We start from the raw sequence: 14,489 nt of genomic DNA on the forward strand, positions 1-14,489 counted from the left end.
AAGTATATAGGCTCCATACAGTTAAAGTAATGTGATTTTTGTGTCGCGTATATAAATAATATGCGAAGAGGTGAGAGAGTTAAAATGAGAACTCGTATTGAAAGAACTGAAGAAATGGTAGAGCAACTTCCGTTGGTAAGTGTATTAATTCCTACGTATAATCGTCCTAGTTACTTTGAAAAGGCGTTATGTAGTGTGTTAGAACAAACGTACCCTAATATAGAAATTATAGTTGGAGATGACAGCACGAATGATGAAACAGAAAAATTGTTACAAAAATACTTATGTGATCATTCAAATATTATTTATATAAAAAATAGGTCAACTCTCGGACAATTTGAAAATGCGTTAATGTTATTTAATGAAGCGAACGGTGAGTATATAAATTTTTTAATGGATGATGATGTATTTCATGTGAATAAAATTGAAAAAATGATGAAGTATTTTTTCAATGATTTAGATAATGAAATTAAGCTTGTAACATCTCATCGTCAAGTCATTGATGATAAAGGGAAAGAACTGCGACATATTTATTCGACTGTCCGTTTATTTGAAGAGGATACCATTATAGAGGGAACAGAATTAGGAAATAAGGTAATTGTGGATCAAAAAAATTATATTGGAGAACCGACAACAGTTTTATTTCGTAAAAATGATTTACAAGAACCATATGGGATTTTTGATAAGAGGCGGTATTTATGTAACGTAGATATAGCTTCATGGTTATCTTTATTAAGTAAAGGAAAAGCAGTATATATAGCAGAGACACTGAGTTACTTTCGATTACATCCAGATCAACAGTTAAATGAATCTAATAAAATGATGGATGGGTTAGAAGATTTTTCACACAGTATTATAGCAGGAGAACAATATGGTTTCTTATCCACCGAAAAAGAGTTAGACAAAGCGATAACTAATTTTCTAGATTATGCAAGAAGGATAGTTCCATCATCAATATTATATACATTAGACTATTACCAAAAAATTAGAGCGAAGAAAATAAACATAGAAAAGAAAAAACAACATATAAATAATAATTCTTCATTACCGAAAGTAAGTATACTTATTCCTGCATACAATAGACCTTATTACTTGGAATTAGCACTCAACAGCGCTTTGAATCAAACATATGAAAATATTGAAATTATTATTTCTGACGATAGTACAAATAATGAAGTCAATGCTATGATTCAACCGTACTTACGTGAATATAAGTGTATTACATATGTTAAAAATGAAACGCCGTTAGTTGCCGAAAACTTTAATAAGTGTGTAGAACTTGCGAATGGGGACTATATAAACTTTTTATTAGATGATGATTTATTTCATCATGAAAAGATCGAGAGAATGATGAAATACTTTTTGACGTTAGAAAATATTTCATTTGTGACGTCATATCGTGAACTGATTGATGAGAATGGAGAGATATTACCACCTTCAACATTAAATATGAAAATCGCGAAAGAAACTACACTTTTTGAAGGAAAAGAATTAGGAAATTATATGTTAAAAAACTTAAAAAATGTAGTTGGTGAGCCGACAACTGTTTTGTTTAATCGGGATTTGTTTGACGGGAAGTTTGGATATTTTAAAGGAAAGGCTTATTCTGCTATTAATGACATTGCAACTTGGCTAGATATGATGAGGAAAGGAAAAGTAGTTTATATACATGAACCTCTTAGTTATTTTAGACAACATAGTGGACAAAATCAAAAACAAATGCATTTTATTTTAATGACAATTGAAGAGTGGATTGAATTAATTATAGATGCATATAATAGTGGGTTTTTAAGCTCCGAAAGTGAGTATAAAGAGAGTTTATCTTATTGTTTAGAAAATGCGGGATTTATAGTTAAGGATGCAGTAAGAAATGGCGAACTAGATCAAATTTATAATGAAAAGATAAAAAAAGGCTTAAATAAGTTAGTTGCTCATATGTTCGAGAAAGAATCTTGTTATTGTCAATATTGTAATCAACAATTTGAAAAATTTTCACCTTGGCCAGCACATTATGATTTTCCGAAATATAAATTTGAAATGTGGAATAAAGATACAGGGATATGTCCAGTTTGTAATTCGATGGATCGTGAAAGATTGTACCGTGCGTACATTGAAACGGAAACGGACTTGTTAAATAGAAACTATACAATGCTTCATATTGCACCTGAAGCGAAGTTAAGAGATTGGTTTAACGAGTATAAAAATATTACGTATGTATGTGGTGACTTAGAACCAAAGGATCCATTAATGAAGGAAATTGATGTTACAAGGATTACATATGATAGTAATACTTTTGATGTAATATTATGTAGCCATGTGTTAGAACACGTTCCTGATGATGACAAAGCAATGCGAGAGTTATATAGAGTGTTAAAGCCAAATGGATGGGGAATTATTCAAGTACCGATCGTAATGAATGTAGATTTTATTATAGAGAATGAATTAATTGTAACACCACAATTGAGGAAATTAGCTTTTGGTCAAGAAGATCATGTGAGAATTTACAATCAATCGGGATTTATTCAACGATTAATGAATGCAGGATTTAAGGTAGAATTATATAACATAGCGGAAAAACAAGGAATGAAAGGTGCTAGGAAATTTGGATTATCTGAAACAGATATGCTCTATATTGTCCGAAAATGATAGGAAGGAATAGATAGATATGGAGAATATTCCTTTTTTACGTGCTTCAACTGTACCTGTAAGTGAGTATTTGGACGAATTGAAGGAAATTGATACATCTCACATATATACGAATTATGGACCTATAAATCAACGTTTTGAGGAAACAATTATGTCGTCATTTTTTCAAAACAGGGGAGCTGTTACAACAGTAGCAAACGCAACGTTAGGGTTAATGGCGGCTATTCAACTAAAGAAAAGAAGAAAGGGAAAGTATGCTCTCATGCCTAGTTTTACATTCCCTGCGACTGCCTTAGCCGCTATTTGGTGTGGACTGGAACCTTACTTTATTGATATTTCAATAGATGATTGGTATATGGATAAAACCGTACTTTTGGATAAGATAGAAGAATTAAAAGAAGAGGTTGCGATTGTTATCCCGTACGCCACTTTTGGATCATGGATGAACTTAGAAAAATATGAAGAATTAGAGAAGAAGGGGATTCCGGTTGTCGTAGATGCGGCGCCGGGATTTGGTTTAATGAATGGAGGGATGCATTACGGTCAAGATTTTAGTGGAATGATCGTATATAGCTTTCATGCAACAAAGCCTTTCGGAATTGGTGAAGGAGGGCTCATATATAGTAAAAACGAAGAAGATATACAACATATTAAAAGAATGGGGAATTTCGGATTTGATAAAAATCGTGAATGCACGATGATGGGGTTTAATTGTAAAATGTCTGAATACGCAGCCGCTATTGGGATTGCGACTATAAAAAAGTGGGATCAAAAATTAAAAGAACGCAGCCGTATTTCTGAATGGTATAAACAGTTGTTACAAAATACTGGGTTAATGAAAAAAGGGTGGAAAGTCCAAAAGACAGAAGCAGTTATTCACCAATTTATGCCTATCATTTGTCCAGAAGAAGTTCGCAACATACAAGTAATAGAAGAACTGAAAAAACAGAAAATAGAAGCTAGATTATACTTTTCACCATCTTGCCACCAACAAGTTCTTTTTAAAAACTATAAGTCTACAGATTTAACAAAGACGAATAAAATAGCAAAACGAATCGTAAGTTTACCTTTATGGGAAGGAATGACGAAAGAACTAGTAGAGCAAATTGTAATTTGTTTAGAGCAGAAGGTGGTGTCGGTAGATGAATAGTTTTTATAGTCAAGAAGAACTAAAGAAAGTTGGATTTTTATCTGTTGGGAAAAATGTATTGGTTAGTAAAAAAGCAAGTATATATAATCCGAGTGCTATATCAGTTGGCAATCATGTAAGAATTGATGATTTTTGCATTTTAAGTGGTAAAATCACAATTGGAAGTTATTCGCACATATCAGCGTATACAGCGTTATATGGAGGGGAAGTTGGGATTGAAATGCATGATTTTGCAAACATCTCAGCTAAAACAATCATATATGCAGTACTTGATGATTTCAGTGGAAATACATTAATGGGTCCAACCGTCCCGAATCAATATAGGAATGTGAAAGCAGAAAAAGTTATTTTAAAAAAACATGTGATTATTGGTGCTAATTCTATTATTTTTCCAAATGTAACGGTAGGAGAAGGTACGGCAGTCGGTGCGATGAGTATGGTAAAAGAGAGTTTAGATGATTGGTATATTTACGCTGGAGTTCCCGTAAGAAAAGTAAAACCTCGTCAAAAAAAGATGCTAGAGTTAGAAATTGATTTTTTAAAAAACATTCATTCTTAACAAAAAAGAATGAATGTTTTTTATTTTTATCTCGCTATTTGCAGGGCAGTAAGACCCTACCTCAAAATTCAGCGGAAGTAAAGAAGTTAGGTGGGGATCGGGCTGATAGCCAGTGGGGGATGAACAAAATCCTCACTGATTAAACTTTCACTTTATCCCGCTATTTGCCGATAAAGATTCGACTGGTGAGGGCTAATTAAAGTTTCACTTTATGATAGAGCAGAGAGTATCTTAACTTATTGTGTTTTAAATTTTGCTGACCAAGGCAATACTGAGCCATAGTGAATGTAAAGTTGGAGGGCGAGCGTATATGTTTGATGAGGATGGGATTGTTTTAATTATGGAACCAGCTGATGAAAGAAACTTGAGGAGATTTATTTTTTCAGTGCCAAAGTCAGTGTATGAAAAGAAGGGGCTTACATTACACTATGGAACAGCTATAGGACAAGGATATATGGATATAATTGAAGATATTATAAGCGTACATATAGAAATAGATGTTGTAACGATAATAGGGCATGTAAGAGGATAAATAGCTATTTGAAAAAGGTTATAAACAATTTAGCTAGAAGTTATGTATAGAGAAAATTACAGACAATGATAAAGACGAAGGGGGTCTAAAATGAAAATAAAATCAATTTTATTAGTATTTATAGTTTCAATTGGTTTAATGGGATGTTCAATAGTGGAAGAAGGAAAGAACTCCATAGATTATGCTCAAAAGGCGACAGACTATGTAAATGAAATAAGTGCATTTGCAAATGATGCACCAGCATTAGCAGAAAAGGCCGTTAATGATAGCGAGGCTCGAAAAGAATTAGAAACGAAGCTTAGTGAAATTAAACAAGATATACCCGCATTCAATGAATTAACGCCACCTGATGTAGCAAAGGATATTCATCAACAAATCGTCGGATATAACGAAAAGTTAAATACGTTAATTGATACGGCGATGACAAAGATAGAAGAAGGAAAAGTGGATGTAGAGCAATTTAAAAACTCTGAGCTTATGCAGACGGTAGATCAAGTTCGAGATTTGAAAGATAAAGTGCAAAATTTAGGTCAATAGTAAAAAGCTCCGTTTGTGATAAACGGAGCTTTTTGTATAAGTGATTACTGAATAAAATACACCACAACACCCATTAAAATGATGGTATTCCCAATTACTTTTCTTTTCGTTACTTTTTCACCTAAAAAATACCAACCGAAAATTAATATGATGATATAACTTAATGATTCTAATGCAGAGACTTGATTTATTGTCAGTCCCTTTAAGGCGATAATATTGAATCCTGCGTTAAGTACAAATAAAGAGTAACCGATGATTACATATGGATTTACATATTCTTTTAATTTAGAATCATATTGCTGTAAAGTAGCCTTTTTTAATAAAATTTGTGAGTAATTGGCCAATACGATTCCAAAGATCAATAACAACATATAACTATTCATCTTTTGTCACCACCACAATTCCGACGATAATAATAGCCGCACCAAGTAAATGATTCCACTGTATCGTATCTCCAAATAGAACTACTGACCAAAGCATTGACCACAGTATAATAATTCCGCGATGTGAATATGCTTTCGATATTTCGAAATGCTTAATTACTTGTTGCCATAAAATTGCATATCCGAATAAAAGTACAACTAGTCCGAAATAAGCAATAAAAAATGAGATGGAAGCAATGGGAAACTTAGCTGCCCATTTCATGTAAACCACAATGATAGAATATATCAAAAAAGCTACATGTAAAAATACGTAATTTTTAATAGTTGGTTTCATTTATTCACTCTCTTTTACATATAAATATATATTTATATCTATCTTTTCCTAATAATAGATATTGGAACGTATTTTGTTTAATCTTTCACATTCCAAATTATATAGTATCATGGCTTTTATTGTAAAACAATAGAAGCCATGCATTCATTTTTTCCAAGGTTCTACAATATGTATCGTTTTATTTGTTGCATCCAACTCTACTTGAACACCGATAGGCATGGTAATCATTGGATGTGTATGACAACAATCGAAGTCAGCTAGAAAAGGAATTCTTTGATTTTGAAGTACTTCTAGTAGTATTTCAAAAGGTTTTCGATTTGTACCACAATCATCAAATTGCTCATGTTTTCCAAGAATGATACCTGAAATTTTATCGAATACACCGTTAATTTTAAGTAATGAAAAGCTTCTTTCGATAGTAGCTGCGTCTTTTGAACTGTCCTCAATGAAGAGAATGTCGCCTTCTTGAATATGTGGCATATAGGGGCTACCCCAAATTCCTTGTATCGTGTTTAAATTCCCGCCAATAATACGCCCAGTAGCTTTTCCATCAATTACTGAAATCCAATCGTTTGGTCGAAGTTCTTTCTCCTTTGTCTTTTCTTCCCAATTAATAAATTCATCTGACCAAAATAATGGTTGTTTTATATGATAAGGAAGAGAATGATCATGTAGTAAAGTTTCAGCGAAATATTTGTATGTGCAATCAACAAAAGGTTCAAATTCGCCAAAGGAAGGGACGAGAGCTGGTCCATAAAATGTAGGAATTCCTGTTTTGGTGTAAATTGCTAGTAATAAAGCAGTTGCATCTGAATACCCAATCATTATTTTAGGGTTCTTTAGAAAAGCATCATAATCAATATAAGGTAATATTGAATTTGAATTCATCCCACCAATTGTTGAAATAATACAAGAAATATTAGGATTTCTTATTAAGACATTTAGCTCCTCAGCACGCTCTTGTATACTACCAGAACGATAAAAATCATATCGACCTGTTAATGAACCTTCTAATATATGAAACCCTTTCTGTTGTAAGTAAGATTTTGCTCGTTCAAATCTCTTTGGTGAAGTGTAGGTTACTGGTGAAGAAGGGGAGTAAATCCCAACTGTGTCTCCGTATTTTAATGATTTTGGAAGTAGCATTTGTATGAATCCCTTCTATTAAATAGTTTATCTCGCTATTTGACGGGTAGCCTGATTGGTGGGGCTGATTAAAGTTTCGCTTTATTTACGAGATTTTATTATTAAATTTTCTTACGTTTCAATATTGTAAGTTTAACATAAATAAATTAAAATAATCATTGCTGTACTATGAATAAATATACCTTTTACCTTGACTGTATAAAGGAATTGTTGATAAGGTTAAATGTGAGTGTATAAAAGGTTTGCTAAAGGAGTTTTGAAATGAATCGGTTAAAATGGGGAAGGATGACAGTCCTATTAGTCATTATTTTAGGGATATGTTGGTTCTTATTCCAAGGAAATCAAAAGAGCATAGCGAATGTAGAGGGACAACCTTTGCAAGTGGCAGAACTACCTAAAGCAGGATTTACTGAAAAAGTAGTCCCGCCAAAGTACATCCCACCAGAAATTAACGCAAAAGCAGCTATGATTATCGATGCGAGTGATGGAGATATTATTTATCAATATAATGAAAATGAAGCTTTTGCACCGGCTAGTATGTCTAAGATGATGACAGCGTATCTCTTACTAGAGAGTATACATAACGGGAAAGTTCGCTGGGAAGATCCAGTGAAAATGAGTGCGAAGGCGGCACAAACAGAGGGAGCGAGAATCCCAGTACAAGTTAATGACACATTAACCGTTAAAGATTTATATCATGCATTAATGATTGAGTCAGCTAATAATTCAGCTGTGGCTTTAGCAGAACATATGGCAAAATCGGAGAAAGATTTCGTTCAGCTTATGGATGCAAAAGCGAAACAGTTAAAAATGTCGGAACATGCTAAATTTGCAAATGCTTCTGGATTACAAGAGCCAGATGGAAGTGAAACAAAAATGACGGCTGGTGATGTAGCACAATTGGCGTATCATCTTATAAAAGATTATCCGGAAATATTAGAAGTGACTCACTTACGTCAAAGTCAGCTAGCATTTAATAATATTAATGTTATAAGCACAAACGACATGTTAAATAAAAATAATAAAAGTTTATATATAGAAGGAATGGACGGACTAAAGACTGGATTTACAGATAGTGCAGGATACTGTTTTACTGGGACTGCAAAGCAAGGCGATAATCGAATTATTACAGTGGTCATGGGGACATCAAGTAAAACAAAACGTTTTACAGAGACAAATAAGTTAATGTCGTATGCATTTGGATTAGTTAATTAAGTAAGTAAAATACGAATCTAGATCGCTACATAAGTAAGACTGTTTGTTGTTACTAATTTTAGATAACAACAAACAGTCTTTTTATTTTCATTTTAAAAAGGAAAAAGGGTCTAAATATAAGTGTTATTATTTGAGTTTGTTTGTTGCTGTGATATTATAAAGTTATAAGCTTATTAATAATAAGTTTGAGGGGGCGTAATATGATATATACATATGAAATAGCCTCAATTGAAAATTGGAGGGAATTATGATGGCAAAAGATTTTTACTCAGCAATTGAAGACAGAAGATCTATTTATGCAATTAGTAAAGAGCAAGTAGTTTCTGATGAGAAAATTCAAGAAGTGATTTATCATGCTGTAAAACATACACCTTCAGCTTTTAATTCTCAAAGTGCTCGCATTGTTGTTTTATTAGGAGAACAACATGATAAATTATGGGATATTACGAAAGAAACGTTACGAAAAATTGTACCTGAAAATAACTTTGCACCTACTGAAGAAAAAATGAATGCATTTAAAAGTGGTTATGGAACGGTTTTATATTTTGAAGACAGTGAAGTAGTGGAAAGCCTTCAAGCTAACTTTGCATTATATAAAGATAATTTCCCAACTTGGTCTCAGCAATCATCAGGAATGTTACAATTTGCAATTTGGACAGCTTTAGAAATTGAAGGGTTTGGTGCTACGTTACAGCATTACAATCCGCTAATTGATGAAGAAGTGAGAAAAGAGTGGGATGTTCCAGCAAATTGGAAACTTATTGCGCAAATGCCATTTGGTAAACCGGTAGTACATGCTGGTGAAAAAGAATTCCAACCGCTAGAGGACCGTGTGAAAATTTATAAATAATTTAAAAAGGTGAACAGGAATATAACCTGTTCACCTTTTTTTATACGTAATAAGGGTTTTTTTGTCCTGCATTTTTCATCTGATTTTTTAATTCGTTTTTACGTGTTTCAATAGCTGATACTTTTTGTAATGTTATCATTGAAACGAATTGAATAAAAGCATAGTATAGCTCTATGTTTTTTTGTATTGGATCATCTATTATATTTCTCACAAATATGCCTCCTCTTTTTATTCCAATAAAACTCCGCATTAATGGGCAGCCCGAGTGGTGAGGGTTAATAATTAGCGGAGGATGTATAAAGCCCTTCCTGATTAAAGTTTCATTTTATAAGGGAATGAAACTTTAATCAATTCGCTAAAATTATTGTTTATTAAGATATGTATATAATACTATAAATATCCTATAAATTCCATTATGGGAAAAAGAGAACAGTTGATATAGTGTGTGTTTTCTTTAAAGGAGAAATGGCTTTTGTGAAATAAATCTTACAATTCGTCAAATTATTTCAAAATTGTAGATAGTATAGAAATTTAGTTTTCTAAAAATATTATACTATTGATAAATAGAGTGATTTTTGTCATGATGAAAGTATACGTCATGTAAGGAGCTTTATAAGGAAATACATACTTGAGTTTGTATTAGGTTAATAGAGTTTTTTATAATAGATAGAAAAGGGATATTTTATATTAAAATATTAAATAGAATGTCGAATTTTTATGCGATATATAAGAAATTTGAAAAAACCATTGCAAAAACACTATGTTTAATGATAAAGTTCACATGAAGTTCACACGGATTTCACTTTGTTCATTTAAAATGAACTACGTGTGAAAAATAAAACTCTTGCTAAAAAATGGAACTGGATGAATATTTTACTTTGATAATATTGTAAAGTATTAAAGTTTTAAGTTTTTTTTAAGAGGATAGTAGGGAAAGGAAGTAAAGACAACTTATGAAAAAAGTAATTGCAGGTTTAGCAGCAGCTTCTGTAGCTGGCGTTGCAGTTCCAGGAATGGATTCTGCTCATGCACAAGTTTCAAATGAAGCGCTAAAAGAAATTAATGGACAAACTCAAACTCAAACGACTGTAACTGAAACAAAAACTGTAGAAACAACTTCTGAATTAAAATACACAGTAACTGCTGATGTATTAAATGTTCGTTCAGGTGCTGGTACAGGACATAACGTTATTTCTAAAGTAAAATCAGGCCAAGTGCTACAAGTAGTTGGACAAGAAAATGGTTGGTTCAAAGTAAACGTAAATGGTCAAACAGGTTATGTAAGTGGTGACTTCGTAACGACTGGTGGCAAAACAGGAACGACTGTTCAACAAGGAACAGGTACTTACACAGTAAACGTTTCTTCACTTAACGTACGTACAGGCCCAAGTACATCTCATACAGTATTAGGTTCTGTAAACAAAGGTAAAACAGTACAAGTTGTAGGTGAAGTACAAGATTGGTTTAAAATCAACTTCAATGGTGGAACTGGATACGTAAGCAAAGACTTCGTAACAAAAGGTGGTTCTGCTGTATCTAACGAAACAAAACAACCAACTACAAACAACAATACTACAACAGTTCAAACTGGTGGTTCTTATGTTGTTAACACTGGTGCTTTAAAAGTACGTACAGGCCCAGCTACATACAACGCTGTAATCGGTGGAGTAACAAATGGTAAAGTATTAAACGTTACTGGTGCTGAAAATGGTTGGTACAAAATTAACCATAACGGCCGCACAGGTTACGTAAGTGCAGACTTCGTTAAGTTTGTAAAAGGCGGAGTAAACAACGTTACAAATAACAATAATGTTACAAATAACGTTCAACAACCAGGTAAAGACGTACAAAAACCAACAACAGGTGGAGATACATCTTCAATCGCTGGATTCGCTAGATCTTTAAATGGTTCACCATACAGAACTGCTGGTACAACACCTGCTGGTTTTGACTGCAGTGGATTCATTCACTACGTATTAAATCAAACTGGTCATAAAGGCGCTCGTCAAACAGTTGCTGGATACTGGAGCTCTAAAACAAAAACTAGCAATCCACAACCAGGTGATTTAGTATACTTCCAAAATACTTATAAATCAGGTCCTTCTCACATGGGTGTTTACTTAGGAAACGGTCAGTTCATTAGTGCAGAAACAGATGCAACTGGTGTACGTATTAGTTCTGTAAGTAACTCTTACTGGAGCAAGCACCTATTAGGTTACACAAAAGCATACTAAGAAAAAGTAGTTTTATATACTTTTCGTATAGAGAAAAGGCTTTCCAAGGAAACTTGGGAAGCCTTTTTATAGTTGAATAAATTGGAAGTTTAATAGTTTTTATTTTAACTTTCCATTTAAAAATCGATCATATAAGTCATGGAAATAGTTAGGACGAAATAAGTTCGCTGCATGTCCCGCTAACGGTATTTCCTTATATAGAACGTTAGGCAAAATAGATTTCAAATCAAATAGACAAGATTTATAGAGATGATCATGCTCTCCCATTACCCATAGTATAGGGTGAGGAAGTGATTTTAATTTAGATTTTAAATCGAATTCTAACCGATGTCGTAATGACTGGGCAATTATGGATGAATGTAATTGTAATCCGAAACGGTAGTAAATATTTCTTGAAATGACTGCGAACGGATTTGCTTTTAATATACCGCTTGGAAAAATAGTATTTGCGTATTGAGAGAGCCATTTAGAGTATTCATCTCCTCGCTTCTCCCAAAAATTTTGAAATACATTATATAAACGAGAAGGGTTATTGTAATGTCCTCCAATATGACAAATACTTAATACTTTTTCTGGATGCATTTGTGCAAAAATTGTAGAGATGTAACAGCCGTAACTTAGCGCACAAATATGTGCTTTTTTAATACCTTCTTGTTCATATAAGTTTAATAATTGATCTACGAGGCGCTGTAATGAAAAGTCGATTGCTTCTCCTTTATCATCACCGTGACCTAATAAGTCATAAGTTATAATGTTGTAGGAGGCAGAAAATCGTTTTTGCTCTTTTTTGAAGGCACGACGATTGCCAACTAATCCATGAATAAAAATAATTGTTTCCTTTTCAGAATGTATATTTGTTTGCAAAAAGGATACTCCTTTCACTAACTGGAGATTTATATCGTGTTTTAAATTATTTATCTATAATTTACATAGAATAATATTAAGTACCAGGTAATAATATCAGATGTTTATATCTGTTGTAAAGATGAATTTTTATGTATATTTTGTAAAAATAGAAAAAGTGTGTTTACATTCAGTTTACATTTGTATCGTATTCTAATTTTAGAAAGAACAGTTTTGTTTAACATGAGGAGATGAACAGGAATGGAAGTTAGAAATGAAATAAAGAAAAAAGGGAGTTGGAGGCAGTTTTTACGCCTTATTCAAGATACAAATCCTCCGAAAGGAATTTTAGTTTTTGCGTTGTTAATGAGTTTGCTTTCTACGGGAGCGAGTTTATTTATTCCTATGCTGACAAAAGGATTAGTAGATAATTTTTCGCTTTCTTCAATTAGTGTAGGACAAATTGTTGGGTTAATTGCTTTCTTTGTAATGCAAACTATTGCGGCAGGGTTGTCTATATATTTACTAAATTATATTGGGCAGAAGATTGTAGCGGGACTAAGAGAACGTTTGTGGAAAAAGGTACTTATCTTGCCGGTATCTTATTACGATCAAAATAGAACAGGTGATACGATTAGCCGTATGACGAATGATACAGGTGTTGTGAAAACGTTAATTTCTGAGCATTTGTCAAACTTATTAACAGGTGGTATTTCAATTGTTGGATCGTTAATTGTATTATTTGTTTTAGATTGGAAAATGACTGCGTTACTTTTAACGGTTATTCCGTTGTCTGTGTTAATTTTAGTTCCACTTGGACGAAAAATGTATAAGATTTCAAAAGCGCTTCAAGATGAAACTGCATCTTTTACAAGTGTGTTAACGCAAGTGTTATCAGAAATTCGTTTAGTGAAATCTTCAAATACAGAAAAGAAAGAATATGAAACGGGTAATACAGGTATACAAAAGTTATTACAATTTGGTTTGAAAGAAGGAAAAGTGCAAGCATTAATTTCGCCAGTTATGTCGTTTGTTTTAATGGCACTACTTGTTATTATCGTAGGGTATGGCGGGATGCGAGTTTCTAGCGGTGCATTAACAACCGGTGAACTTGTAGCGTTTATTTTGTATTTAGTTCAAATTGTAATGCCAATGAGTCAATTATCTATGTTCTTTACACAATTCCAAAAGGCAATTGGTGCAACGGAAAGAATTAGTACGATTTTAGAATATGAAGTAGAAGATCATGAAACTGGTGTGAAAGTGACAAATGCTAAGCAACCGATCGTTCTTGAAAATGTACATTTTGAGTATAACGAAGAAGAGCAAGTTTTGAAAAATATTGATTTCACAATTGAATCTGGAAAAGTGACAGCAATTGTAGGACCAAGTGGTAGTGGGAAAACAACGTTATTCTCATTACTGGAACGTTTTTATGAGCCAACTAGTGGTGCCATTAAATTAGGAAAAGAATTAATTACGAGTTATTCATTAGAGTCATGGCGACGTCAAATCGGTTACGTATCACAAGATAGTCCGTTAATTGATGGAACGATTCGTGATAATATTTGTTACGGCGTTGAGGGCGAAGTAACAGATGAAGAAATTGAAAAAGTAGCAGCAATGGCATATGTTGATGCATTTATTCATGACTTACCAAACGGTTATGCAACAGAAGTTGGAGAACGCGGTGTGAAGCTTTCTGGGGGACAAAGACAGCGAATTGCCATTGCCCGAGCGTTGCTTCGAAATCCGCAAATTCTTATGCTAGATGAGGCGACTTCAAGCTTAGATAGTAAATCTGAGTCTGTCGTTCAAAAAGCGTTAAATAACTTAATGAAAGGCAGAACAACGTTAGTGATTGCGCATAGACTTTCTACTGTTGTAGATGCAGATAAAATTGTCTTTATTGAAAAAGGGAATCTTACAGGTAGTGGTACGCATGATGAATTATTACAGACGCATGATATGTATCGTGAGTTTGCAACGCAACAATTGAAAATTAAAGAGGGTGCATTATAAAATGAATCATCAGCGGGAAGTTTACTCCACTGATGATT

The 14,489-nt window shown here is 33.1% G+C and carries 14 protein-coding genes; 9 read left to right on the top strand and 5 right to left on the bottom strand.

All coding sequences use genetic code 11. The annotated features are described in order from the left end of the window. Positions 1-84: 84 nt before the first annotated feature. From ACTFRM_RS05750 to ACTFRM_RS05770, 5 genes are all read left to right on the top strand, one after another. Positions 85-2,646, top strand: coding sequence for a glycosyltransferase (locus tag ACTFRM_RS05750; protein WP_001260414.1), 2,562 nt, complete (start codon positions 85-87; stop codon positions 2,644-2,646). Between the two features lie 19 nt (positions 2,647-2,665). Continuing rightward, the gene (locus ACTFRM_RS05755; RefSeq protein WP_000427966.1) at positions 2,666-3,796 is read left to right on the top strand and encodes a DegT/DnrJ/EryC1/StrS aminotransferase family protein; all 1,131 of its coding nucleotides are present in this window, start codon (positions 2,666-2,668) and stop codon (positions 3,794-3,796) included. Then, positions 3,789-4,355: an acyltransferase gene (locus ACTFRM_RS05760; RefSeq protein WP_001084189.1), complete on the top strand. Its 567-nt coding sequence runs from the start codon at positions 3,789-3,791 to the stop codon at positions 4,353-4,355. The genes ACTFRM_RS05755 and ACTFRM_RS05760 overlap by 8 nt, the downstream gene beginning before the upstream one ends. 310 nt (positions 4,356-4,665) lie before the next feature. Next, on the top strand, positions 4,666-4,887 hold the full coding sequence (locus tag ACTFRM_RS05765) for a hypothetical protein (protein ID WP_000459099.1): 222 nt from the start codon (positions 4,666-4,668) through the stop codon (positions 4,885-4,887). Between the two features lie 90 nt (positions 4,888-4,977). Further along, complete coding sequence (locus ACTFRM_RS05770; RefSeq protein ID WP_000695202.1) at positions 4,978-5,424, top strand: DUF6376 family protein; 447 nt, start codon at positions 4,978-4,980, stop codon at positions 5,422-5,424. Positions 5,425-5,468: 44 nt separating this feature from the next. On the opposite strand, the gene ACTFRM_RS05775 is transcribed toward ACTFRM_RS05770, so the two are convergent. From ACTFRM_RS05775 to ACTFRM_RS05785, 3 genes are all read right to left on the bottom strand, one after another. Next, positions 5,469-5,807, bottom strand: coding sequence for an EamA family transporter (locus tag ACTFRM_RS05775; protein ID WP_001089877.1), 339 nt, complete (start codon positions 5,805-5,807; stop codon positions 5,469-5,471). Then, positions 5,800-6,141 carry an EamA family transporter gene (locus ACTFRM_RS05780; RefSeq protein ID WP_000805132.1) on the bottom strand — a complete coding sequence of 114 codons (342 nt, stop codon included), beginning with the start codon at positions 6,139-6,141 and terminating at the stop codon, positions 5,800-5,802. The genes ACTFRM_RS05775 and ACTFRM_RS05780 overlap by 8 nt, the downstream gene beginning before the upstream one ends. A gap of 144 nt (positions 6,142-6,285) precedes the next feature. Beyond that, complete coding sequence (locus ACTFRM_RS05785; protein ID WP_000926331.1) at positions 6,286-7,287, bottom strand: S66 family peptidase; 1,002 nt, start codon at positions 7,285-7,287, stop codon at positions 6,286-6,288. Between the two features lie 261 nt (positions 7,288-7,548). Between ACTFRM_RS05785 and ACTFRM_RS05790 the strand changes: the two genes are divergently transcribed. Next, complete coding sequence (locus ACTFRM_RS05790; protein WP_001080871.1) at positions 7,549-8,502, top strand: D-alanyl-D-alanine carboxypeptidase family protein; 954 nt, start codon at positions 7,549-7,551, stop codon at positions 8,500-8,502. Positions 8,503-8,749: 247 nt separating this feature from the next. Beyond that, entirely contained in the window at positions 8,750-9,352 is a 603-nt protein-coding gene (locus ACTFRM_RS05795) for a nitroreductase family protein (protein WP_440043119.1), read from the top strand. A gap of 40 nt (positions 9,353-9,392) precedes the next feature. Here ACTFRM_RS05795 and ACTFRM_RS05800 read toward each other — a convergent pair whose 3' ends face one another. After that, positions 9,393-9,563 carry a hypothetical protein gene (locus ACTFRM_RS05800; protein ID WP_001244279.1) on the bottom strand — a complete coding sequence of 57 codons (171 nt, stop codon included), beginning with the start codon at positions 9,561-9,563 and terminating at the stop codon, positions 9,393-9,395. Positions 9,564-10,305: 742 nt separating this feature from the next. Between ACTFRM_RS05800 and entFM the strand changes: the two genes are divergently transcribed. Next, the gene (entFM, locus tag ACTFRM_RS05805) at positions 10,306-11,586 is read left to right on the top strand and encodes an enterotoxin EntFM (RefSeq protein ID WP_000755521.1); all 1,281 of its coding nucleotides are present in this window, start codon (positions 10,306-10,308) and stop codon (positions 11,584-11,586) included. Positions 11,587-11,685: 99 nt separating this feature from the next. Here entFM and ACTFRM_RS05810 read toward each other — a convergent pair whose 3' ends face one another. Continuing rightward, the gene (locus ACTFRM_RS05810; protein WP_001194306.1) at positions 11,686-12,450 is read right to left on the bottom strand and encodes an alpha/beta fold hydrolase; all 765 of its coding nucleotides are present in this window, start codon (positions 12,448-12,450) and stop codon (positions 11,686-11,688) included. 240 nt (positions 12,451-12,690) lie between these two features. Between ACTFRM_RS05810 and ACTFRM_RS05815 the strand changes: the two genes are divergently transcribed. Next, the gene (locus ACTFRM_RS05815; protein WP_000453869.1) at positions 12,691-14,451 is read left to right on the top strand and encodes an ABC transporter ATP-binding protein; all 1,761 of its coding nucleotides are present in this window, start codon (positions 12,691-12,693) and stop codon (positions 14,449-14,451) included. The last annotated feature ends 38 nt before the right edge of the window (positions 14,452-14,489 follow it).

It is taken from the genome of Bacillus cereus group sp. MYBK227-1 (genome assembly GCF_051916325.1).
Lineage (GTDB): Bacteria > Bacillota > Bacilli > Bacillales > Bacillaceae_G > Bacillus_A > Bacillus_A cereus.

Coding starts and splice junctions, on each gene's coding strand:
- ACTFRM_RS05755 (WP_000427966.1), top strand. CDS start 2,666: ATGGAGAATATTCCTTTTTTACGTGCTTCAACTGTACCTGTAAGTGAG.
- ACTFRM_RS05765 (WP_000459099.1), top strand. CDS start 4,666: ATGTTTGATGAGGATGGGATTGTTTTAATTATGGAACCAGCTGATGAA.
- entFM (WP_000755521.1), top strand. CDS start 10,306: ATGAAAAAAGTAATTGCAGGTTTAGCAGCAGCTTCTGTAGCTGGCGTT.
- ACTFRM_RS05790 (WP_001080871.1), top strand. CDS start 7,549: ATGAATCGGTTAAAATGGGGAAGGATGACAGTCCTATTAGTCATTATT.
- ACTFRM_RS05760 (WP_001084189.1), top strand. CDS start 3,789: ATGAATAGTTTTTATAGTCAAGAAGAACTAAAGAAAGTTGGATTTTTA.
- ACTFRM_RS05750 (WP_001260414.1), top strand. CDS start 85: ATGAGAACTCGTATTGAAAGAACTGAAGAAATGGTAGAGCAACTTCCG.
- ACTFRM_RS05775 (WP_001089877.1), bottom strand. CDS start 5,807: ATGAATAGTTATATGTTGTTATTGATCTTTGGAATCGTATTGGCCAAT.
- ACTFRM_RS05770 (WP_000695202.1), top strand. CDS start 4,978: ATGAAAATAAAATCAATTTTATTAGTATTTATAGTTTCAATTGGTTTA.
- ACTFRM_RS05815 (WP_000453869.1), top strand. CDS start 12,691: ATGGAAGTTAGAAATGAAATAAAGAAAAAAGGGAGTTGGAGGCAGTTT.
- ACTFRM_RS05780 (WP_000805132.1), bottom strand. CDS start 6,141: ATGAAACCAACTATTAAAAATTACGTATTTTTACATGTAGCTTTTTTG.
- ACTFRM_RS05795 (WP_440043119.1), top strand. CDS start 8,750: ATGATGGCAAAAGATTTTTACTCAGCAATTGAAGACAGAAGATCTATT.
- ACTFRM_RS05785 (WP_000926331.1), bottom strand. CDS start 7,287: ATGCTACTTCCAAAATCATTAAAATACGGAGACACAGTTGGGATTTAC.